Annotated in this window: 22 protein-coding genes and 1 pseudogene; 8 read left to right on the forward strand and 15 right to left on the reverse strand. The window is 56.7% G+C overall.

The annotated features are described in order from the left end of the window. Positions 1-193: 193 nt before the first annotated feature. Positions 194-847 carry an IS1595 family transposase gene (locus ACZM8Y_RS01080; RefSeq protein WP_482330467.1) on the forward strand — a complete coding sequence of 218 codons (654 nt, stop codon included), beginning with the start codon at positions 194-196 and terminating at the stop codon, positions 845-847. A 742-nt stretch (positions 848-1,589) separates the two neighbouring features. On the opposite strand, the gene ACZM8Y_RS01085 is transcribed toward ACZM8Y_RS01080, so the two are convergent. After that, positions 1,590-2,798 (reverse strand): M20 family metallopeptidase, encoded by a 1,209-nt coding sequence (locus ACZM8Y_RS01085; protein WP_302553068.1) that lies wholly within the window; start codon positions 2,796-2,798, stop codon positions 1,590-1,592. An 11-nt stretch (positions 2,799-2,809) separates the two neighbouring features. On the opposite strand from ACZM8Y_RS01085, the gene ACZM8Y_RS01090 reads away from it, so the two are divergent. After that, on the forward strand, positions 2,810-2,956 hold the full coding sequence (locus ACZM8Y_RS01090; protein ID WP_337432060.1) for a hypothetical protein: 147 nt from the start codon (positions 2,810-2,812) through the stop codon (positions 2,954-2,956). Here the strand turns inward: ACZM8Y_RS01090 and ACZM8Y_RS01095 are convergent. The 7 genes from ACZM8Y_RS01095 to ACZM8Y_RS01125 form a co-directional block, all read right to left on the reverse strand. Continuing rightward, positions 2,940-3,989, reverse strand: coding sequence for an ABC transporter substrate-binding protein (locus ACZM8Y_RS01095; protein ID WP_482330468.1), 1,050 nt, complete (start codon positions 3,987-3,989; stop codon positions 2,940-2,942). The two genes, ACZM8Y_RS01090 and ACZM8Y_RS01095, sit on opposite strands and share 17 nt — an antisense overlap. Positions 3,990-4,032: 43 nt before the next feature. Next, a complete protein-coding gene (locus ACZM8Y_RS01100) occupies positions 4,033-4,995 on the reverse strand; it encodes a Bug family tripartite tricarboxylate transporter substrate binding protein (RefSeq protein WP_302553066.1) in 963 nt (320 codons plus the stop codon). A 122-nt stretch (positions 4,996-5,117) separates the two neighbouring features. Beyond that, complete coding sequence (locus tag ACZM8Y_RS01105; RefSeq protein WP_302553065.1) at positions 5,118-6,347, reverse strand: M20/M25/M40 family metallo-hydrolase; 1,230 nt, start codon at positions 6,345-6,347, stop codon at positions 5,118-5,120. Positions 6,348-6,364: 17 nt separating this feature from the next. Next, positions 6,365-7,855, reverse strand: coding sequence for a tripartite tricarboxylate transporter permease (locus ACZM8Y_RS01110; RefSeq protein ID WP_337432062.1), 1,491 nt, complete (start codon positions 7,853-7,855; stop codon positions 6,365-6,367). 93 nt (positions 7,856-7,948) lie between these two features. After that, a complete protein-coding gene (locus tag ACZM8Y_RS01115) occupies positions 7,949-8,431 on the reverse strand; it encodes a tripartite tricarboxylate transporter TctB family protein (protein WP_302553063.1) in 483 nt (160 codons plus the stop codon). A 135-nt stretch (positions 8,432-8,566) separates the two neighbouring features. After that, positions 8,567-9,283, reverse strand: a complete 717-nt coding sequence (locus ACZM8Y_RS01120) for a FadR/GntR family transcriptional regulator (protein WP_479858240.1) — start codon at positions 9,281-9,283, stop codon at positions 8,567-8,569. Between the two features lie 609 nt (positions 9,284-9,892). Beyond that, complete coding sequence (locus ACZM8Y_RS01125; RefSeq protein WP_479858241.1) at positions 9,893-10,162, reverse strand: VirB4 family type IV secretion/conjugal transfer ATPase; 270 nt, start codon at positions 10,160-10,162, stop codon at positions 9,893-9,895. 64 nt (positions 10,163-10,226) lie between these two features. Between ACZM8Y_RS01125 and ACZM8Y_RS01130 the strand changes: the two are divergent. Beyond that, positions 10,227-10,789: pseudogene (locus tag ACZM8Y_RS01130) on the forward strand (IS5 family transposase); the annotation flags it as partial. Between the two features lie 1,058 nt (positions 10,790-11,847). On the opposite strand, the gene ACZM8Y_RS01135 reads toward ACZM8Y_RS01130, so the two are convergent. The 4 genes from ACZM8Y_RS01135 to ACZM8Y_RS01150 form a co-directional block, all read right to left on the reverse strand. Next, complete coding sequence (locus tag ACZM8Y_RS01135) at positions 11,848-12,117, reverse strand: helix-turn-helix domain-containing protein (RefSeq protein ID WP_479858259.1); 270 nt, start codon at positions 12,115-12,117, stop codon at positions 11,848-11,850. Positions 12,118-12,479: 362 nt separating this feature from the next. Continuing rightward, positions 12,480-12,728 carry an ATP-binding cassette domain-containing protein gene (locus ACZM8Y_RS01140; RefSeq protein ID WP_337430333.1) on the reverse strand — a complete coding sequence of 83 codons (249 nt, stop codon included), beginning with the start codon at positions 12,726-12,728 and terminating at the stop codon, positions 12,480-12,482. Beyond that, a complete protein-coding gene (locus ACZM8Y_RS01145; protein ID WP_337430334.1) occupies positions 12,725-12,874 on the reverse strand; it encodes a hypothetical protein in 150 nt (49 codons plus the stop codon). Before ACZM8Y_RS01145 ends, ACZM8Y_RS01140 begins: the two co-directional genes overlap by 4 nt. 274 nt (positions 12,875-13,148) lie before the next feature. After that, complete coding sequence (locus ACZM8Y_RS01150) at positions 13,149-13,517, reverse strand: hypothetical protein (protein ID WP_479858242.1); 369 nt, start codon at positions 13,515-13,517, stop codon at positions 13,149-13,151. Positions 13,518-13,893: 376 nt separating this feature from the next. On the opposite strand from ACZM8Y_RS01150, the gene ACZM8Y_RS01155 reads away from it, so the two are divergent. From ACZM8Y_RS01155 to ACZM8Y_RS01170, 4 genes are all read left to right on the forward strand, one after another. Continuing rightward, positions 13,894-14,160, forward strand: a complete 267-nt coding sequence (locus ACZM8Y_RS01155) for a hypothetical protein (RefSeq protein WP_479858243.1) — start codon at positions 13,894-13,896, stop codon at positions 14,158-14,160. 553 nt (positions 14,161-14,713) lie between these two features. Then, positions 14,714-14,863, forward strand: coding sequence for a hypothetical protein (locus ACZM8Y_RS01160; protein WP_489501503.1), 150 nt, complete (start codon positions 14,714-14,716; stop codon positions 14,861-14,863). 485 nt (positions 14,864-15,348) lie between these two features. Further along, positions 15,349-16,317 (forward strand): alpha/beta hydrolase, encoded by a 969-nt coding sequence (locus ACZM8Y_RS01165; RefSeq protein ID WP_482330469.1) that lies wholly within the window; start codon positions 15,349-15,351, stop codon positions 16,315-16,317. Between the two features lie 201 nt (positions 16,318-16,518). Further along, positions 16,519-16,728, forward strand: a complete 210-nt coding sequence (locus ACZM8Y_RS01170) for a serine acetyltransferase (RefSeq protein WP_302554593.1) — start codon at positions 16,519-16,521, stop codon at positions 16,726-16,728. A 71-nt stretch (positions 16,729-16,799) separates the two neighbouring features. Here ACZM8Y_RS01170 and ACZM8Y_RS01175 read toward each other — a convergent pair whose 3' ends face one another. Beyond that, a complete protein-coding gene (locus ACZM8Y_RS01175; protein WP_489501504.1) occupies positions 16,800-16,967 on the reverse strand; it encodes a hypothetical protein in 168 nt (55 codons plus the stop codon). 214 nt (positions 16,968-17,181) lie between these two features. Here ACZM8Y_RS01175 and ACZM8Y_RS01180 point away from each other — a divergent pair, with 214 nt between their 5' ends. Then, positions 17,182-17,367 (forward strand): hypothetical protein, encoded by a 186-nt coding sequence (locus ACZM8Y_RS01180; RefSeq protein ID WP_479858246.1) that lies wholly within the window; start codon positions 17,182-17,184, stop codon positions 17,365-17,367. A 267-nt stretch (positions 17,368-17,634) separates the two neighbouring features. Here the strand turns inward: ACZM8Y_RS01180 and ACZM8Y_RS01185 are convergent, their stop codons facing one another. Further along, positions 17,635-19,446 carry a carbon starvation CstA family protein gene (locus ACZM8Y_RS01185; protein ID WP_302554596.1) on the reverse strand — a complete coding sequence of 604 codons (1,812 nt, stop codon included), beginning with the start codon at positions 19,444-19,446 and terminating at the stop codon, positions 17,635-17,637. A gap of 446 nt (positions 19,447-19,892) precedes the next feature. After that, positions 19,893-20,324: a hypothetical protein gene (locus tag ACZM8Y_RS01190; protein WP_337430339.1), complete on the reverse strand. Its 432-nt coding sequence runs from the start codon at positions 20,322-20,324 to the stop codon at positions 19,893-19,895. Positions 20,325-20,658 lie beyond the last annotated feature (334 nt).

Below are 20,658 nucleotides of genomic sequence, written 5' to 3' on the forward strand. Positions count from 1 at the left end.
AGCAGGTGGTCGCTGCGAAGGCATAAGCACAATATATTTGTGCCATTTAATGCCGGATCGAGCGTGTCTTAACTTTAAACGATGTAAAATTTTAAAGTTAATTGGTTCTAGGTCGTGTTGTCATTTTGTATGCAACTATTTGAAAATATTTTAAGGGGATGTCCTAGCTAAGGGAAAATAGTTAGGATAGCTCATGTGTGAACGGCAAAGCAGATTAAGTTTGCGTCAACAGTCTGGATTGATAAAACTATTAGTGGCAGGGGCAACAGCCCGCACTGCCGGGGAACTTGCGGGCGTTCACCGTAACACAGCGGTTTCCTACTTTATGCGTCTCAGGCACCTGGTTGCCGCTCATTTGCCCAGTTATCGCCTGTCAGGAGAGGTTGAAGCCGATGAAAGCTATTTGGGCGGGGTCAGGAAAGGAAAACGCGGGCGCGGGGCAGCGGGAAAAATAACGGTTTTTGGCTTGTTAAAACGCAGTGGCAAGGTTTACACGGCCATAATCCCTGACGCCCGTACAGAAACGCTGATGCCTATCATTGAGGAGCAGGTTGAGCCGGACAGCATCGTCTACACAGACACTTTCAAGGCGTATAATACGCTGGACGTAAGCTGTTTTCATCATCACCGAATCAATCATAACAGGCTGTTTGCTAAACGAGGGAATTATATCAATGGGATAGATAATCTTTGGAACCAGGCAAAACGGCATTTGCGTCGCTTTAACGGCATCAAGCCAGAACATTTCTACTGGTTCCTGAAAGAGTGTGAATGGCGATTCAACGGCGGCAACCATAAAGAGTTCTTAACCCATTTAAAGTATTGGGTAAAAGAATCTAAACATTAGCCTTAGCTAGGACAGACCCTATTTTAAATAATCTTTTTGTGATTTGAAAATAATTAATTAATTTTAATATATTGTATCTGATTGACGATACGGCATAGCAGATGGGATATTGATACTGGCAGCGCTCACGATTTTGTCGGAGGACGGCAGACACTGTTACCCTGCACCTTGTCCGGGTGAATGTGTTCCGCTATGCATGCAATAACATCCATTGAGGTGTCGTCGCTAACATCTGAGGTGCATCACCCAAGTCAAAGTTGGCCGAGGAGTTTGTTCCGTAATATTATATCGTTGACGATATTTTCAAAGAAGAGAGGTGACTCCGGTCGGTTTACCTTGTCAAGCAGGGGTGCATTCCCGCCGTCTAGTGAGGGCTCACTATGTCGGCGGCGTGGAGATCGGCCTTGGCTTCGGGCTTTCAAAGCAGGAAATCGTTGGTGGAGACTACCGCACATCGGTCGATATGACGATGGAACCGCCCCCTGTTCCCCGAAGCTCAGGGGGGGGAACTGTGTGTTCTGGGGTAGGCAGCAGATGCATTTCTGCTTTCTGGACTTGGGATGCTCCCTTCACAGAGCCGAGGTTTCGTGGGTGGTCCGCTGAAGGGCGCTCCTTCCGCAACTGTTTTAGGAAGATATCTTATTCTTTCAGAGGGATATGTTGAGAATATCACAAGGGAGGCGCGGGATCGCAACAGGCCCCTTCCGGCGTGTGCCGGAAGGGAATCCCTATGGAGAAATGGTTATCGGGCAAAGGCCCGCGCCGCCTGAAGGGCGGTCAGGGCAATGAGCTTACAGCGTGGGACGAGGGTAGAGGGGATCATGAATTCGTCTACGGAATGGATGTTGTCGCCTTCCGGGCCCATGCAGCAGATGGTAGGAATGCCGAGTTCGCTGGAACAGAAGCCGGATTCAGCGGCGCTTTCGTAGTGCTGCCCGGTGATGTCCATGCCGAGGGCGCGCCCCCCTTCGCGCACGAGCTCGAATAGTCGGTCGCCTTCAGGGGTGCGTTCCAGCGGGTAGAGGCGCAGGCCACCGCTGACCGTCGCCGTGGTACCGGGGACGAAGGAACGGGCCGCCAGATCCCGGATACCCGTGACTACACGTTTGCCGTCCTCAAGGGAGCGGTAGGTCAGGTGGATGCGGGATTCGGCCCATGGAGCCACAGAGTTTGCGGAGGTGCCGCCGCCGACCAGCCCGGTATTGACGGTTATGCCTCTGGAGAGATCGAGGAAATCGTTGATCGCGAGGGTCTTGTGGGCGAGTTCGAGGATGGCGGAAGCGCCGTCCGCGTAGCAGCGCCCGGCATGGGCGGCCTTGCCCGTGATCTTGAGGTGCATGTGCCCGGAACCTTTTCGGGAGACGGTGACGACTTGCCCAACCCCGCCGGGTTCGGCACAGATGACTGCCCGTGCCCCCGGAAGCTGCGCAGCGAGGGCCTTGGAGGAAGTGGGGGAGCCAAGCTCCTCGTCGGCGGAGAACATCAGGGTCATGGGGCAGTCGAAGCCCATGCGCTTGAGCGCGCGGGCAGCGAAGAGGCTGGCGACGAGCCCGGCCTTCATGTCCGCAACGCCCGGCCCGGTGACGCGGTCGGCCGTTCGGTCGAGGCGGAAGGGGCGGGAGGCCGCCGTGCCTGTGGGGAAGACCGTATCCATGTGCCCGATGAAGCCGATGCCCGGCCCATGGGCGGCGTCGTGGGTGCGGGCCATAAAAACGTCGCCGAGGTCGGCCTGCCACGGTTCATCTTTGGGGATCGCCGGTTTGGGTAATCGGAACGTGGCGAAGCCCTCTTGGGCCAGCCAGCCCGTGAGTGTTTCGCCGACGCGGTTTACGCCCGCTGCGTCGGCGGTGGGGGAGTCGATGCCCACCAGCGTTTCCAGCAAGGCCAGCATGTCGGCTTCCTGTCCGTCCAGCAGCGTATCCAGTTCGCGTTTCCATTCCGTCAGCGGCATGGGGATGCTCCTTGAGCCGGCGCGGAGCCGGTGAATGGGGGAAAACTCCCGGTGACGCCCGGCGTCCCCTGCGGAACGGGCCGCAGGGGACGGTAGCCGTCGTGTTTGAGGCGTCGGCGGGCGGCATGTGCCCGGAGGCGGTCAGCGCAGGGCCTTGAGATAGACGTCAGTAACGGCGTTCATGCGTTCAAGGCGGGGACGGTCTTCCTGCCGCACCATGCCGATGCCGTCAAAGAAGGCGGCAATGTCGGCGAGCCATGTGCGGAGCTGTCCTTTCCCATCCGCGTCGTCGAACAGGGCGAGCTGTTCATCAAGGGTGAATACGGGATGGTTGCGGAGGTCTTGTACGGCGAGTTCTGGGGTGAGCTTGCGGCCTGTCCAGCTTTCATAGAAGCGGATGTAGTCCGGGGCGAGGGTTTCCGGTGGGGTTTCGCGCAGGGTGGCAACGGCACGCAAGTACATTTTGAGGAAGGCCTCAATCTGGTTGGGGTGCTTCACGGCGTAGTCATGGTTGGCGACAATAAGCACAGGCTGGGAGACGCCGCAGTCGCGGGACAGGGCGGCGGGCTTGAAGCCCTTGGCGTCGGCGTCGTAGGTGAGCGGGGCCCATAGGGCCACGGCGTCGCCGAGGCCCCCGGCGAATGCGCCGAGTGCTTGTGTGGCTGTCATATCTTTGAGGTGGACATCCTGTTCGGTGAGGCCGAGGGCATTGAGCCACATGGCGGTCATGTAGTGCGCGGAGGTTCCCTTTGGACAGAGGATTTCCTTGCCCCTGACGCTTTCCTTGCCGCCGTGCACGGCGGGATAGGCCGGGTTGGCCCCCTCCGTGGCGAGGATCGGACTGTCGGCACGCACGTACAGGGCGTTGGCGGCGGACTCGTCGTTGGCAACGGCGATGATGTCGATGCGGTCGCTCAGGGCGGCGGTCAGGGTGGGGACGGCCCCACATCCGGCCACGGCCCAGTCGTAGGCGAGGATGCCCTCAACGATGGCCTTTCCCGAATCGAAGCGGAGCATGGAGATATCCAGCCCGGCTTCCTTGTCCCAGCCCTTTTCCTTTGCGTACCAGACGGCGAAGGTTTCATGTTCACCGAGCCATGCGGTCTTCATGGGGACGGGTTCCGCCCCGGCTGCGGAGGCGCAAAGCAGAGCCGCCATACAGACGCCTGCGAGAGTTCTTGTGAATCCCATAGATTCTCCGGGGTGCGTGGCCCCCTTGTGGGGGCCGCCGCGTTTAGTTGAACTTGTTTTCCTTCATGATGTCGCCGATGATCTTCCACATGTCGTTGACGGCGGTCTGGAACTGGTCGGCGGGCAGGTAGTCGGTGGTCAGCCCGGCCTTGGCGAACTTGGCCTGCACGTCGGGATCGGCGAGGGCTTCCTTGAGCAGGTTCTGCATGGTTTCGATGCGGTCGTTGGGCACGCGCTTGGGGGCGACAAGGCCGTGGGAGGAAGCGAAGGTGTATTCATCGCCGATCTGTTCCGCGAAGGTGGGCACGTCGGGGAAGTCGGGCAGACGCTGCGGGCTGGATACGCCGATCATGGTGAAGTCGCCGGATTCCACATAGGGCTTCTGGTTGGTGGTCACGCCGAAGGCGCTGGTGATGTGGCGGCCCAGCAGGGCGGTGGAGACTTCATGTCCGCTGGTGTAGCCGACGTGGGGCAGGCTCACGTCCGGGAAAGCCTTGAGCAGCCGGGTCATGAACAGGCGCTGCGTGGAGAGCGCGCCGTGGGTGGCGAAGTTGACCTTGCCGGGGTTGGCCTTGGCGGCTTCCATGAGGCCCTTGATGTCCTTGATGCCGGAGTCGCCGTTGACGGCGAGGCTCAGCCACATGACGGTGACCTGCGCTACGGCGCGGAAGTCCTTCAGGGTGTAGCCGGTGTTCTTGATTTGCGGGGTGGTGGAGAAGGTGGCGATGGCCGGAAAGCCGAAGGTGTAACCGTCCGGGCGGGCCTTGGCTACATCGAGCATGGCGGGGGCGCCCGCTCCGCCAGCCTTGCACACGATGTTTAACGTGATGTTGTGCTTGGTCTGGAAGTATTCGGCGAGGATACGCGCGGCGATGTCCACCGCTCCGCCGGGGCCAAACGGGATGATGATGGTGACAGGACGGTCAGGATAGGCTGCGGAGGCGTTGGGCGTGCCGGAGAAGAGCAGGGCACAGGCAAGCAGGGCACAGGTCAGAATCTTCTTCATGACGGTTTCCTTGAAGCGTAATGGGTTGACGATTGACCCGGATGGCCGGGAAAACGGGCCAGCGTGGAACGGCGGAGTGGCCTTCGGAGGATGAGCCTTTGGAAAGGGCTTCCGCCATCCTTCTAGAGTTCAACCCGCGGGGCGGGGCTGAAGGTTTCGGCAGCCTGAAGCGCGGCAAGGGCCGCGAGCTTGCAGCGCGGGACGAAGGTGGAGGGAATCATGTATTCGTCGGCGGAGTGCAGGTTGGAACCTTCGGGGCCCATGCTGCATACGGATGGGACGCCGAGCACGCTGGAGGTGTAGCCGGATTCCGCCGTGCCCTTGGAGCGTTCGGAGCGGACAGGGTAACCGATGAGGTCGCCCGCGCGCTTGATGAGTTCATAGAAGCGCAGCACATCGGCGGTGGGGACCAGCGGGGGCAAGCGCACGCCGCCGCTCAGGTGCGATGAGGTGCCGGGGATGACGGCCTTTGCCGTTTCAGTGCGTAGGGCGTCTGCGAGCCTACGCCCGGTTTCCAGCGTCTTGAAGGTGATGTGGATGCGGGCCGAGGCCCACGGAGCCACAGAGTTCGCGGAGGTGCCGCCGCTGACGAGGCCGGTGTTGACCGTGGTTTCGTTCGGTAGATCCACATAGCGGTCGAAGGCGAGCACCTTATGGGCGAGTTCGAGGATGGCGGACGCGCCATCCTCGTAGCAGCGGCCCGCATGGGCGGCCTTGCCTTTGATTTCAAGGAGCATATGCCCCGATCCCTTGCGTTCGAGGGTCACGCCGCCGTTGGCGTAGCCGGGTTCGGAACAGATCGCCGCAACGGCCCCGTTGAGCTGTTCGCCGAGGACAGGCGTGGTGGAAGGGGAGCCGAGCTCTTCATCCGGCGAGAAGGTCAAGGTCATGGGCACGCGGATCAGGTCAAGTTCCTTGAGGGCGCGGGCTACGAACATGTTCTGGACCAGCCCAGCCTTCATGTCGGTGACGCCGGGGCCGGTGGCACGGTCGGCGGCGCGGTCGAGGCGGAAGGGACGGGCCGCCGCTGTCCCGGCGGGGAACACGGTGTCCATGTGCGAGAGAAAGGCAATGCCGGGCCCGGCCTCAATGGGATGGGTGCGGGCCGTGAACACGTTGCCGAGCGCGGCCATCCACGGTTCGTCGGCGGGGATAGGCGCCTTGGCGATCTTCGCCGTATGGAATCCGGCATTCCGCATCCACTCACTGATCACTTCACCGACGCGGTTCACGTCGTCGCCGTCGCTGGTGAAGGAATCCATGTTCACCAGCCGCTCCAGCAGGGCGAGCATTTCTGGTTCTTTGTCAGCGAACCAGCCGTCAATCCGTTCTTTCCACAGCGCGAGTTCCATTTTCGGGCTCCTTTGGGTTACGCGGCGGCCTTGCGGCTGGCGCGGAAGTCGTCGTAGATGGGCTTGAGTAGTACGAGCAGGCTGACGCCGAGGATGATGCAGGCCACCGGGCTCGTGTAGAAGATGCTGTAGTCGTTCTGGGAAATGCTCAGGGCGCGGCGGAAATTGGACTCCGCGATGGGTTCGAGGATCATGGCGAGCAGCAAGGGCGGCTGCGGGAAGTCGCACTTAATCATAAGGTAACCAACCGTGCCGAAGATGGCGACGACGAGCAGGTCAAAGGTGGAGCTGTTTACCGCGTAGCCGCCGACCACACACAGGGTGATCACGATGGGCATGAGGACCGCGCCGGGGATGGCGATGATCTTGCCCGCGCCGCGGACTGCGATGAGGCCGCAAACCAGCATCAGGACGTTGGCGATGATGAAGGCGGCAAAAATGCCGTACACCGTCACCGGATGCTCCACGAACAGCAGGGGGCCGGGGGTGAGGCCCTGAATCATGAGCGCACCGAGCATGATGGCAGTGATGATGTCACCGGGCACGCCGAGGGTGAGCAAGGGGATCAACGCACCGCCACACACCGCGTTGTTGGAGGATTCGGTGGCGGCAATGCCTTCAAGACAGCCCTTGCCGTACTTTTCCGGGGTCTTGGAGAAACGCTTGGCTTCTGAGTAAGCGAGGAAGGTAGCCGCCGATACGCCCGTCGCCGGGATGATCCCGATGAGTGTGCCGATCACGGAGGAACGGATGAAGTTGACGGTGTTGGAGGTGAGATCCCTGAGCGAGAGGCCGCGCTTGGATACGGTGCCTTCCTTGAGCGATACGCCCCGGATGACGTCCTCGACGGTCACGAGTACCTGAGACATGGCGAAAAGGCCCACCAGCACGGGCACCAGCGACAGGCCGTTGAACAAATTGGGGTTGTCGAAGGTATTGCGCATGTCGCCGGTCACGGGGTCGATGCCGATGGTGGCGAGGAACAGGCCGACCAGTGCAGAGATGAGGCCTTTCACGAGCTTGCCGGAGGAAAGGGAGGCCACCACGGTGAGGCCGAACACGGCGACCGCGAAATATTCTGCGGCGCCGAACGACATGGCGGCCTTGGCGAGCAGCGGGGCCACGCTTACCAGCGCCAGAGCGCTGACGGAACCGCCGATGAAGGACGCCCACGTTGCCATGTCCAGCGCTCGCCGGGACTCGCCGCGTGCGGTCAGGGCCGGGCCTTCGAGCATGGTGGCGGCGGCAGAGACAGTGCCGGGCGTGCCGACGAGGATGGCGGTGATGCACCCGCCGTAGATGGCGCCCACGTACATGCCGAGCAGAGCCGAGAACGCCTCAACCGGGGGCATGCCGAAGGTTAGCGGGATGAGCAGGGCCACGCCCATCGCGGCGGTCAGGCCGGGCAGCGCGCCAAAGATGATTCCGAGAACCACACCCATGAGGTTGGCGAACAGGGAACCCATCGAAATGGCGTTCATGATGCCGTCAAAAATATTCGCGAACATATCCCCTCCGAAACAGATGGCTTTTGTATCTGCTTGCGACCCGTTGCCGTGTCGCTGTAACCAGTTGGGAAATCCGCCCTGCGGGACGGTGCGTCAGGGCAGGAGGACTTGGAAGAATCCGGCGAAGACGCCCACCAGCACGCCCGTGGTGATGCCCGCCACGGCGACAATTTCCACGAGCTTGCGCCGTCCGAGCAGTGGCAGCGCGATGAGCAGGAAGAGCGCGGTGCTGATGCTGAACGCGCCATTGGCGTTGAAGGGCGGATTTTCCATGTTGAGGAACAGGTCTCCTAGTTCGGTGAACGTGATGAGATAGAAGTAGAACAGCCCGATGAAGAGGAGTATCTTTTTAAAGACCTTGGCCTCGGGCCAGTAGGACTTCGCCGGGGCCTTGCGGAATCCCTGCACGATCAGGATGAAGCTCAGAATGACCAGAGGCACAAGGATCATTTTGGGAAAAGCGCCGGGGCCGAGCTGTTCCATCCCGGATTCGGGAAGGGTGCTCACGCTCCAGGCCCCGATTCCGCATAGGATGAGCAGGATGATTCCACTGATGACGTCGGTAAGGCTCTTCATGACACGTTCCTCTCTGATTTGGTTTCCGCCTACAGGGCGTTGACGAGCATCCGGACGCCGACCACGCTGAGCAGGCCGGCGAAGGCACCGGCGACGGCTCCGAGAACGCAGTAGACGAGAATGGAAAGCAACATGTTAATCTCTCGCAGTGGCGAAAAGGTGTTTTGAAACGACGTGATCGATGTGGGCTTCGGCGGCCTTGCGGGCCTCTTCAGGGGATTGGCGTTCGAGCGCATCAATGATCTGTAGGTGGGAGGAAACGGAGAACTGCCGCCATGTCGCATCGCGTAGTTCGGGCATACGTCCTCCGGCATACAGGGCGTTGAGCTGGGTGATGGTTTCGGCGAGGAGTCGGTTGCCCGCGCATTCTGCGAGTTGCTGGTGGAATCGGGCGTCGAGAGCACCGTCATCCTCGCCGAGGAGGAGACACCGCTGCTGGTCGCAGGTGATGATCTTGAGCTGATCGAGTTGGTTAAGGGTACGCCGCAGGGCGGCGAGTTCGGCGATGGCGGGTTCCACGATACGGCGGTATTCAGTCACTTCGTCGAACAGCACACCCTCGGAATGCACGGCTTCGATGATGGCTTTGCGCAGCGGCTCCATATCCGGCACCCTGACGTAGGTGCCGTCGCCGTGGCGGCTTTCGAGGAGCCCTTTTTCCGCTAGTGTGCGGATGGCTTCGCGGACACTGCTACGGGAAACGCCGAAGGACTCGGCGAGTGAGCGCTCCGGGGGGAGCCTATCGCCGTCGTGGAAGTGCCCGTCGGCCATGAACTGCCGGAGGCGCTCCGAGAGCTTCTGGTAACTCCGGAGGGGGCGTGCGGTGGTTGTGGCGGCTCCGGTCTTGACCATGAGGCATTCCTTTTAAAATAAATTGGTAAGTCCAATATGTCTGTTTGTATTTTTCTTGTCAACCATTTTTGCACCAATCGTAACCACTTTTTGATTCTTTTATAATATAAGAAAAACAATATACTTTGTTTTATAGTTACCTAAAATCTGTAAGGAAGTATCCAAATAAAGTTCCCACTTTTCGTCTCCGTAAGATATGGATGGTCTTACAATGGTATGTCAAATAAGACCATTTGGCAGATTAATCGTCATTTTTTTGATGTGTTTTTGAGTATAATCCATAAGATACATATGCTTAAAAAGCTGGTGGTGTTTCCAAATTGGTATGATTTTACGGGGGAGGAAGTGGGCGGAATGGGAATTGGGTGCATTCTCTTGTCTCCCGTACGGCGTTACAGAGCGTTCTTATTCTGTAGAGTCCAGGTATGGCACGCAATTGGTTCGGCCTGTGTTTCCACAACTCCCTGTATAAAGAAGGCAGTAAGCCTGTGGAAACACGTAGGGGTGGTTGCGTTGTCCCAGTTTCGGAAGACGCCGCACGCCTAAGTGAAAGGTCAGAGTGGCCCTAAAGAAATGGATACTGTGGGGGGAACGCCGTTGGAGGCTTCATCAGGTGCGGACAGGGCGATTCACTGGAGTCGGTTCTGGTGATGCTTGGGGGATGATGTCTGCAAGAGACTGCGTGGTCACGAGAGGACGGTGGACGTTCTCGAAGCCGTGCCTAGACAGGGAACCGAAAAAGGCATTCATACAGTTGATTGTTTCGATCCTAGCCGTGAAGTAGAGATGGAAGATCGCCTTCTGGATCCGGATGGCATTCTTTTTAATCTTGTTCCGATCCTCGTCCATGAGCACGATGATGCTAGACAGTGTAGTCACGAGATTGTGTAGAATCCAATTTTATGTCGTGTTGCTCTATACAGAGGTGAAATATGACAACCTGCCTGGCTTCGGCGGATGGGGCAATCACATCGGCGTCTTATCCGTCGGCGAGACAAGGGCATTTGGGAAAAATTCCTCGAAATTTTGATTGATGAACCTGATTACGAGTAGCTGATGATTGACGCAAGCCATTGTAAGGTCCATCCACATGCGGCGGGAGCACGAGGCGGCAATCAGGATATGGGCTGCACAAAATGGGGTTCAACATAAAACTGCATTTGACCGTGATCCGCATGGTATGCCGCTCAGGGCAATTGCTGCACAAGGTGCTGACTGCAAAAGGAAGCTGCTCTGATTGATGGTTTTGCAGCGCAATGCCTGTTGGCGGACCAGGGAAATGATTCCAATGCAATTCCGGATCAGGCACAAGGATAAGGGATGACGGCGGTTATTTCGCCTAAAAAGAATCGTAGAAAGCAACGGGCATACGACAAGGAACTCTATAAGGCGCACTGCTTGGTGGAAAATATTGAAACAATGGCGTGACATTGCAACGCGATATGCAAAAATATAGCCTTGTTTCTGGCGGCAGTACACATTAGATGTATTTTCTTTTGGGCATCTAGCGATTGTCCAGGGCGGGTTTATCGAAACTTTGGAAGTTTTTTTCTGGCGCACAAGCGGAGCCTTTTCAAACTGGCGGGTGTAGAGCCTGTTCGAGAACTTAGGAGGATAGACGTTGAGCCAACGGCTATCGGTACGCTTTATAGATCTTGACTGTAGTGAGCAGTTTTTCGATTGGGGGCAGTTGCCCTGCGCGTCTATCGTCGGATGAGATGCGTAGAGCAATCTGCCGATTGCGGGGCATGGCCTAGGTCGCGGTTTGGGGTCATGCCAGCCACAGTTGCTCGAACTTATATGACACGACTGGGCGGTGTAGTACGCAGGGTGCGTGTATCGTCACATTCGTTTGAGACAAAGATGAAAATCCCTCTTCCCTTGTACCCTCTGGGTAGTAGGAGCTGACGAGGAGAATCCAGTGCGGCGGGAGGATTGGAGAGGGGAAATCGCTGCTGGGAGCGGAAGGGGGAAAGAGGATATCTTGATCCCTTATATAAGGCAAAAAAGTTTCGTGTGTTTCCTGTGAGCCTTCACTCTCGGAAGCGGTATCGAAAATCTGTGTTTCATAGGTGGGAATGACGGCTTCCTGAGTAAGACACGTAGGCGGAGAGGGTAGGAGGTAATAAATGTTCCTACCTGTTTTTTTGTCCTTTTTGACGGCGATGTACTCTGCCTTGACGAGTTCCACAGTATAGTTTTGAACGCGTACGCGTAGAAGATTTGCAAAGAAGCGCCAGCGTGGTCTGGTATGGATAGCAGTGATCCTTTCCCTGCGGTATTCAACATTCAGAGAGTATTAACTAAATAATGTTTTAATGTGTTCCAGTGTCCGATTCACATAGAACTTGGCAAAAAGTGCCATAGTTAAATCAACCATATGCAGACTCCGTGAAATAGCTACTGTTTTTCGTCGAAACTTGGCAAAACAGTGACACTGACGATAAATGTTCCTTTTATCCGTACAGTAAAAACAAATTTTCCACTTCCTCAAACGCTCCATCACTCAGTGGAGAGTAGTCTGAGTACGCCCGCTACATTCTCAGTCGATGAGTTGACCGACATCACGACAACAGGCCTTCCAGATCCAAAGTTTGTTTTTTTGACTTGAGAAAATGCCATATTTCATCAAGTTCAACAATGACCGCTTTACTGGGCCCAGGCTTTTCATAAGTACTTTCCGCAACGTTTCGTACCCAACGTAAAACAGCGGGGGGTGAGACATGAAACAGCCGGGCAATAGCAGGCAGGGACAGTCCTATTGTGCAAAGCGTAACAGCCGGAGCTTTTTCATGTGCCGGGCGGCCTCTTGGGGGGTACGAGCAAATTGAAATCTACACTCGCTTGCAGCGATGCCTTTGTTTCTCCAGAACCTTTCCGTTCAGATATACCGTACCGGTATGACACTTGGGACAGGTGGGCTTTGCTTCCATGGCGTCCTCCTCTTGCGAGGATATACCATAGCTACATTATATTGCTAATACGCTCAATTTTTTATTGAAAAAATTGCTGTTTCAAATATTTCGTTCGATTTTTTGTAAATCTGGCAACAGATATATGTCTAAGGGTGTCATACTATCCAATCACAACACACTAATTTTATAGTTAAAACACCTAAAGATTCTTCAAGCACGGTGAACCACGGGAACAGTGCGCTGCTCTGGAAGCCCACGATGCGGTCGGAGCCGGGCTGCGCCTACTTGTCGGCGGAGCAGAGCTCTTCACCGTCGAGGAGGATTTCCCCGTTGCTGATGCTGTGGAAGCCCGCTATGGCGTTGAGGAGGGTTGTTTTGCCGCACCCCGAAGGGCCGACGACCACGCAGAACTCGCCGGGGGCGATGTCCATGGTGTAGCGGTCCACGGCAAGGACTTTGGTGCTGTATGTATTATATATTTTACTGAAATTATTTATATGTGTACACATGGGCATTTCGGCGCTGTTCATCGTACTTCCTCCCTTACCTTCCACTGCATGAGGCGGTTGCCTATCATACGGATGGGCAAGTTGCTCAACGAGCCGATGGCGCCGAGCGTAATCATGGCGATAATGATCACGGGGGATTGTATCAGCGCCAGGTACCAGAAAAGCACGAAGGCCACCAGGCCGAGCGCGTTCAGGTACGGGGTCGGATTCTTCAGCTAGAGTTTCGTATTCGTCAGTGTCACTTCCTAGGTGCTTGGGCCCTTGGTCGTCTGGCGTTGCATGATGGCTTGGCTCATGTGTTTCCCCTTTGGTGTGGGGTTCAGCTTTGGGAAAAGCCCGTTTGAGGCGCAGGGGCCGAGACGCGCCCCTTAGGGGAGGGCCCGTCGCACACGGTTTTCGTTGCGGTTCCGCCCCGGCGGGGAACGGAACTGCTGGGACCGGTTAGTTCTTGAAGGGGGAGTCGGCCAACTTGTCGCCCTTGATTACGCCGAGGGCGGCGACCATCTTGATTTCCGCCTGCTTCGGCTTGGAGCAGAGGATGGTGGCGGGCATGACGCTCATGTAGCCGACCAGCGCCTTGTTCGCCAGCATGTTGTTGGCGACGACGGTGCCTTGCAGGGCGGGCTGGAATTCGATTTCCGTACCGGCGGGGGTGTACTTCTTCCAGAGCCCCAGTTCGGCGTTGACGATGGCCTGATAGGAGATGGTGTCGTAGGGCTGGAAGCCGACGACGAACTTTTCCGCCGCGGCGGGGGAGGCGAGCAGGCCGAGGGAGAGCGCGAGCGTTCCGAGGAGAGACGTTATCTTCATGGCTGTTTCCTGTCGCAATGTGTCGCAGTGTGGATGCGGGGCATCCGGGACGTACCGGGCCCTTCCGCCAGGAGGCCAGATGAGGCGAGGGCGAAGGCCAAGGGACGGAGGCTTTGCGGGAAAGCCCGTCGGGAGGAGCGGTACATCCGAACCGGAATCGACATAGGAAAGCAAGGCGCGTGGAGGGAACGGCCCCCAAGAGGAGACGAAAGGCCGTTCCCGATCCGCTAGGCGGACGCGGGGGAAAGGCGACGAGGCCGCGCCATGAGGGGAGAAGGGCCGAGACGGCTTCACTGAGCCGGACAGGACGTTCCGGCTGAAGCATGGGGGAAAGTCCGCTCAGGGCAAAGGGCGGCTGTGAACCGCGAGCCTTTTTATGGAGCGATTTCTCGGCAGGCGCGGGGAGCTCGCCCGGCGGGTCTTTGAGCACAGCGGGCAGCCGGATGTCCTGCAACCCGGCGGAGGGGGCCATTTCCGCATGGGGGGCGGAACGTACATCCAGTTCCTTTTCCGCTGCCGCAAACAACACCCCGCCCGCCGCGAACAGGAGCAACGCGGCGACCTGCACGAACACCGTGCGGAAAAGCGAGAGTCTTTCGGAAGCGTATCGCATACCTCATTCCCTTGTTCAGAAGACGCCTGAACGGTTGGGCTGTATGGGGACTATGGATGCCTGTGTCTCAAAGGACCTTGTTCTTATGGGAACAAAAGAACACGTTTCCCAAGAGAGTGTCAATGCTTTCGGCAGGCATATACAGAGGTTGTGAGCTTCAATACGCTCATTCTGAGAGGTATAAAATCAGTCACTCCGTTTCATCATAAGAGGTATGACAGTATGGATCATCAAACAAATCATATAAATGGAATGAGGTGTCTTTTTATATACATTCGACAATAATCATTGATAAAGTGAAAATTTTTTTGAAACGCCGTGCGGACTCCATGAAAAGGAAGGCGGATATTTTATATCCTGCTGGTGGTTATGGAAAAATATTTTTGTGAATAAAAGATCGAATGGCGTCCCATATCCGTTTTTCCTGATTTAGCCCGTTTAGGTATATGAAAAATACGGCTTTTGGTACCCGTAAGGCGCAACAAGATGGATTGATGACAGAAAATGAAAGTGATTTGAAGAAAAAGGGGCATCGGAGGGAGCATTGCCTGTGCTGTGTTTTCCGAAGGCTGTGTCATAGAAAATGGTTGATGCTTTTTCCTTAAAGCTCCAAAGGGATAACCGGCAAAATGCCTTAGCCGTGGTTCCCGCCAAGGGGAAAACCGGAGAAAAAGGCTGTATTTTCACCACACTGTGGGATGAAACAACCGCATACCATGACGGAGCCTTTTGAAATTATTGAAAACAATCTTTTGTGACTTGGAAAAAATAATTAAATAATTTCAATATATTATATATAATTAACGATACAACCTAGGGCACAGCCTTGTTCAAAAACTCTTTTTGCGAGCATCTCCGTATTTTCATTGGATTAAGGCGGAATAAAGAATAGAGGCTTCCTTTTTATTGAGCGCTTCCTCATCAATAATATGCAAAGCAACAAATGGCGCCACTGACATGCCGTACGGAACGGATATGCCCGTTACGTATTGCCAAAGGCAAGAAGCCATGCTTTTGCGGGCAGCATTTTAGCCGTATCGCCTGAAATCCCCTCTTGTTCGCGAAAAAGAAGCCTTGCTCCGCTTCACAGCACGTTTCTCATTGCCGTCTATGCCGCCGGGCACTACCCTGTGCGTAACCCTCCGAATGGCATGTCTTTTATTTTTGCGAGGAGGGTTGGACAACGCCTTTTTCATCATTCCTTGCAAGGAGTTTCTTATGCCCGCAGCATCTTCCCGTTCGCCGCATCTGACGCAGGCGACAAAAGCATTTGTCGACGCCATCATCGCCGAAAACACCCCTCCCTTGTACACCCTTCCGCCCCAAGCCGCCCGGAGGATTCTGGCGGACGCACAGGCCAAACCGATCAGGAAGCTCGCTATGGACATGCATGACGAAGACTTGCCCGTGGGCCCAACAGGCGAGGTTCCGACGCGGTTCATCCGGCCCGAAGGGGCTGGCGGAAAGCTGCCGATAGTCTTTTATTTCCACGGAGGAGGCTGGATTCTGGGGGACAAGGACACGCATGATCGGCTGGTGCGCGAGCTTTCCAAGGGAGCCAGGGCCGCCGTGGTCTATCCGAACTATACGCCGTCGCCTGAGGCCCAATATCCCGTACCGCTCGAACAGGCTTATGCCGCCATGCTCCATGTTGTTGAACATGCCGACGCCTACGGCTTGGATCCGGGCCGTATCGCCGTGGCGGGGGACAGCGTGGGCGGCAACATGGCCACGGTGATGGCGCTGCTCGCCAAAGAAAGGAAAGGGCCGGAGATTGCGTTTCAGCTTCTGCTTTATCCGGTAACGGACGCCAACTTTGATACGGAATCGTACCATGATTTTGCCGACGGCCCTTGGCTGACCCGCGAAGCCATGAAGTGGTTCTGGGATGCCTATGCGCCGGATGCGCGCCGCCGCAGCGAGATCACCGCCTGCCCGCTGAGGGCCACGCCGGAACAGCTCGCCGGGCTTCCCCCGGCTATGATCATCACGGCGGAAAACGACGTGCTGCGCGATGAAGGCGAAGCCTACGCCCGCAGGCTGATCGAGGCCGGCGTGCATGTGGCCTGCGTGCGTTACAACAACACGCATCATGATTTCATGATGTTGAACGCCCTTGCAGAGACGGCGCCGACACGCGCTGCCGTGGCTCAGGCCGCCGCCGCACTCAAGAAGATGCTGCACTGACCCATTCAACAGTCATATCCCCGGCCGGATCCCTCGTCCGCGGAATGGGGCGCCCGCAGCGGAAATGTTGCAGGCGCCTTTCCGCGTATGCCGTCCTTCTCTGGACAGGCATTCCGTTCATAGCTATTTTAAGGGCGGTTATTGCTTCTTCTTTTCCGGGCACTCTCGGACGGAAGAAAGGTCTGATGAGGAGCCGCTTTTATGGTTGAACAAGACGAACTTTTGGAAATGCTTCCCTGTTCCCACTGCAAAAACGAAAAACCCCGTTTGGTTTCGTGCAGGCCCGAAGGCCGGATAGCGGATTTGTGGCGTGTGGAATGCCCCTGCGAAAAGGCCCCGACCCAGTGGTCGGTGTCCAAGACCGCGGCTGTCCGCCTGTGGAACAGGTATATGACCAATATGAAGGAATAGCTTGCCGTTTTCGGATTACAGCGCCTCGGCAGGCTGGTTCGCGGGGAAGGTTCCCCACGAATCCGTACCGGCTATGCGAGGCTTTTATGGCAAGGCTGTGCCGGAGAAAAGGGCTGATGTTTTTTTCCTTGAAACTCCAAAGGAATCACCAGCAAAATACCTTGGCCATAAATTCCGCCAAAGGGAAAACTGGAAGAAAAACCTGTATTTTCATCGTGTTGTGAAGTTGCAGCAACCACATAGTACGAACAGAGCCTATGGCAAAAGATTGATATTCTATTTGGCTGTGTTATAGAAAACGGTTGATGCTTTTTTCCTTGAAGTTCCACAGGGATAACCGGAAAAGTGCCTTAGCCGTGGATCCCGCCAAGGGGAAAACCGGATAAAAAGGCTGTATTTTTCACCGTATTGCGGAGATAAAACAACCACAACTATAACAGAGCCTTCTATTTCATGCAATTCAAGGCAGATTTTGAGGGGGGCTTTTCATCGGCGGGCCCGCCAGCAAATCCCTTTGAAAAAGGCAATGAAGTCAATCGGCGTAACATTGCATCAATCAAATGCTATGACAGGGTATTATGCAAGGCTGTGCCGGAGAAAATGGCTGATGCTTTTTTCTTTGAAATTCCAAAGGACTAATCGGTAAAATGCCTTGGCCATAGGTTCCGCCAAGGGGAAAACCGGAAAAAGCTGTATGTTGACAGTGCTGTTGAGATGAAACGAGCACATGCTATGACAGAGCCTTATGCAAAAATCCCTCGTGACGGGAACGCCACGAGGGATTTTGTTTTTGGGGCTTTCCGCACGGCATCATAGTACATGCCGCATGGTCGCCCCGTCCCCTAACCGCTTTGGAGGGAAGGAAGGAACCGGCCCTTTAGGCGGGCTCCTTCTTCGGCTTTCTCTTTATTCCTGTACGATTTCCTTCACTTCATCGCCATAGGGGTCACGTACGGTCTTGGTTTCCTTCAGCAGGACTGACCAACGGCGCAGCGTGCCGATGATGACGAAGCCCATCATGATCATGACCAGCACGCTCAGCGAGGCGAGCAGGTACTTCTGGGTGGGGATGTACTGGTACAGGATCAGCCAGATGCCCGCCCAGAAGGTGATGATGGTCATGAAGATGCCGGGGGCGGCGGTGATCCACGCATACTTGGTTTTGTTCATGCGCAGCAGCATGGTCGTGCCGATGAGCAGCGTGACCGAGGCAAGGAGCTGGTTGCTGATGCCGAACAGGGGCCAGATGCTGGAAATGTCGCCGGTGTAGACAAGGTAGCCCCACGCGCCCGTGAACAGGAAGCTGGTCACGAAAATGCCGGGCCACCAGTTCTTGTCGCCGAACTTGGGGATGACCTTGCCGATCATTTCCTGAAGGAAGAAACGGCCGACGCGGGTGCCGGCGTCCACGGCGGTGAGGATGAATACCGCTTCAAACATGATGGCGAAGTGGTACCAGTAGCTCATGAGGTGGGACATCCACGGGATCTGGCCGAAGATGTGGGCCATGCCCACGGCGAGGGACACGGAACCGCCGGGGCGGTGCATCAGGTTTTCGGCCACTTCCTTTTCCAGCGTGGGCAGGTCGACGACGGACATGCCGAGCGCCGCGAACTTGTCGGCCGGGGCGTTGATGGCGAAGTAGTCGGCGGGCACGAGCACGCAGGCGGCGATCAGGGCCATGATCGCCACGAAGCCTTCAACAAGCATGGCGCCGTAACCGACGAACAGCACGTCGCGTTCCTTGCCGATCATCTTGGGCGTGGTGCCCGTGCCGATGGTGGCGTGGAAGCCGGAGAGCGCGCCGCAGGCGATGGTGATGAAGATGAACGGGATCACCGGGCCGCCGACGATGGGGCCGCCGCCCTTGGTGAATTCGGTGAACGCAGGCATGTTGAAGTCGGGCATGACGAACATGATGCCGAGGGCCAGCGCGCCGATGGTGCCGATCTTCAGGAAGGTGGACAGGTAGTCGCGCGGCAGGAGCAGCATCCACACGGGCAGCACCGACGCGGCGAAGCCGTACACCGGGATCAGGATGGACATGGGCTTCTTGTCGATGTCGAGCCAGCCGAAGGTTTCAGGATGGGCGGCGACATAGGGCCCGGTCAGGATGCACAGGGCAAGCAGAACCACACCGATGATGGACGCGCCGAGCACATCGCCCTTGCGCCAGATCTGCATGTACAGGCCCATGATGATGGCGATCGGGATGGTCGCGGCCACGGTGTAGGTGGACCACAGGCTGTTGTGCATGGCGTTGACCACGGCGATGGACAGGCCTGCCAGCGTCAGCAGGAGGATGGCGAGCACGGCCCACGCCGCTATGGATCCCGTCGTCTTGTCGATTTCCTGCGAGGCGATGTAGGCGAGGCTCTGACCCCGGTGCCGCACCGAGGCGAACAGCACGACCATATCGTGCACGCCGCCCGCAAGCACGCAGCCGATGAGAATCCAGAGCAGGCCGGGCATGTAGCCGAACTGGGCGGCCAGCACGGGCCCAAGCAGGGGGCCGGCGGCGGCGATGGCGGCGAAATGGTGCCCGAAGAGCACGTATTTGTTGGTATCCACATAGTCGTGGCCGTCGGCGTATTTGACGGCCGGCGTCACACGGGCGTCATTCAGGTTCAGCACCTTGTTTGCAATGAACAGGCCGTAAAAACGATACCCTATCGCAAAAATACACAAGGCTGCAAAAACCACCGTAAGAGCGTTCATACGAAACCTCTGTTGGTGAAGGTGGCACATATGGCGATCGGGCTTCCGCCGCGATCGTATCCTCTAACCCCTCGCGCGTGCCTTCCGGCACCGTTCAAGGGGCAATCCTCATATATGAATTCAAGGGAAACGGTTATCCCCTGTTGCATCCGTCAGGATGCCTTGCGCGGGCCGCTTGCCCGCGTCAATGGGCTGAAGTTGTTGTAGGAAAAGCTCCTTCATCGCTATCCGTGCCCTAAAACTGTTTGTTGGAACAAACAGTTGAGGAGGGCGCACTTATGCGGCGTGGCGTCGGACGCACTGGCAGTATGATCCACGGGGCCGACTGCTGCTTCACCGGGCCTGATACCTTTCTTGAGGCACAGGAGACAGGAACGCCTTTTCAAAGGAGCCCGTTTGTCAGCAGGGAACGGAGGGACGAGTAGCCGGAAGGCGTCGCGCCGCGGTCAGACGCTCAGGGGAGGAGGCAGGGCGAAAGAGACGGGGCCGTCCCATCCCGTATAGGGGAGGAAAGCCTTCTCATGGTCAGCGCGAATCCGTTCGGCAAAGGTGGGGGTGGGCGAAGCCGCCGTAAATGTCTGGAGGCCACGGTGGCGCGCCAGAAGGTTGCGCGGTGTGGGCTGGTTCGGGCGCGGCGGGCTCTTGACCTCCTGCATTTCCTCGTGGCGGAACAAGAAACGCGTTTCGGACAGCTCGATGGACTCCCACGGCAGCAATGACGTGGGGCGCAGCAACCCCTCGTTGGGGAGGTTGTCGATGATGGGCACGGGGTGGGTATTGGACGTAAGCATCCCGCCAAAGAACAGGATAACACTCATCAGACCCATGAGCAGCATATGCCATGTGGGTGAGAGGCTGTTTCTTTGGTTGGCGTACATATCTCGTATCCCGTGTCCTTGTGGCTGTTCAGCTTTGTACCGTTTGGCGCAACCGATAATCTCATTAGGAATGATTGTCAATGAGATGTTGGGCCGCCGTTCTCACGGGAAGAAGGTACGTTCTCATCGAATCATACAGAATGCGGTTCGCTTACAGACGGATTCCCAAGGAAACGCTTTCTGATATGTTGAAAACAGAAAATTTTTATCATTTGGTATGTTGAAAGGCTGCGAAAACGATGCGTTGGATAGTATTTTATTGCAAAACCATCGGATTTTCCTAATAAAAATAAAGAAGGACGGCTGTTCCGCAGGAACGGGATGATGCTTTACT

This window comes from Bilophila sp., assembly GCF_057864385.1.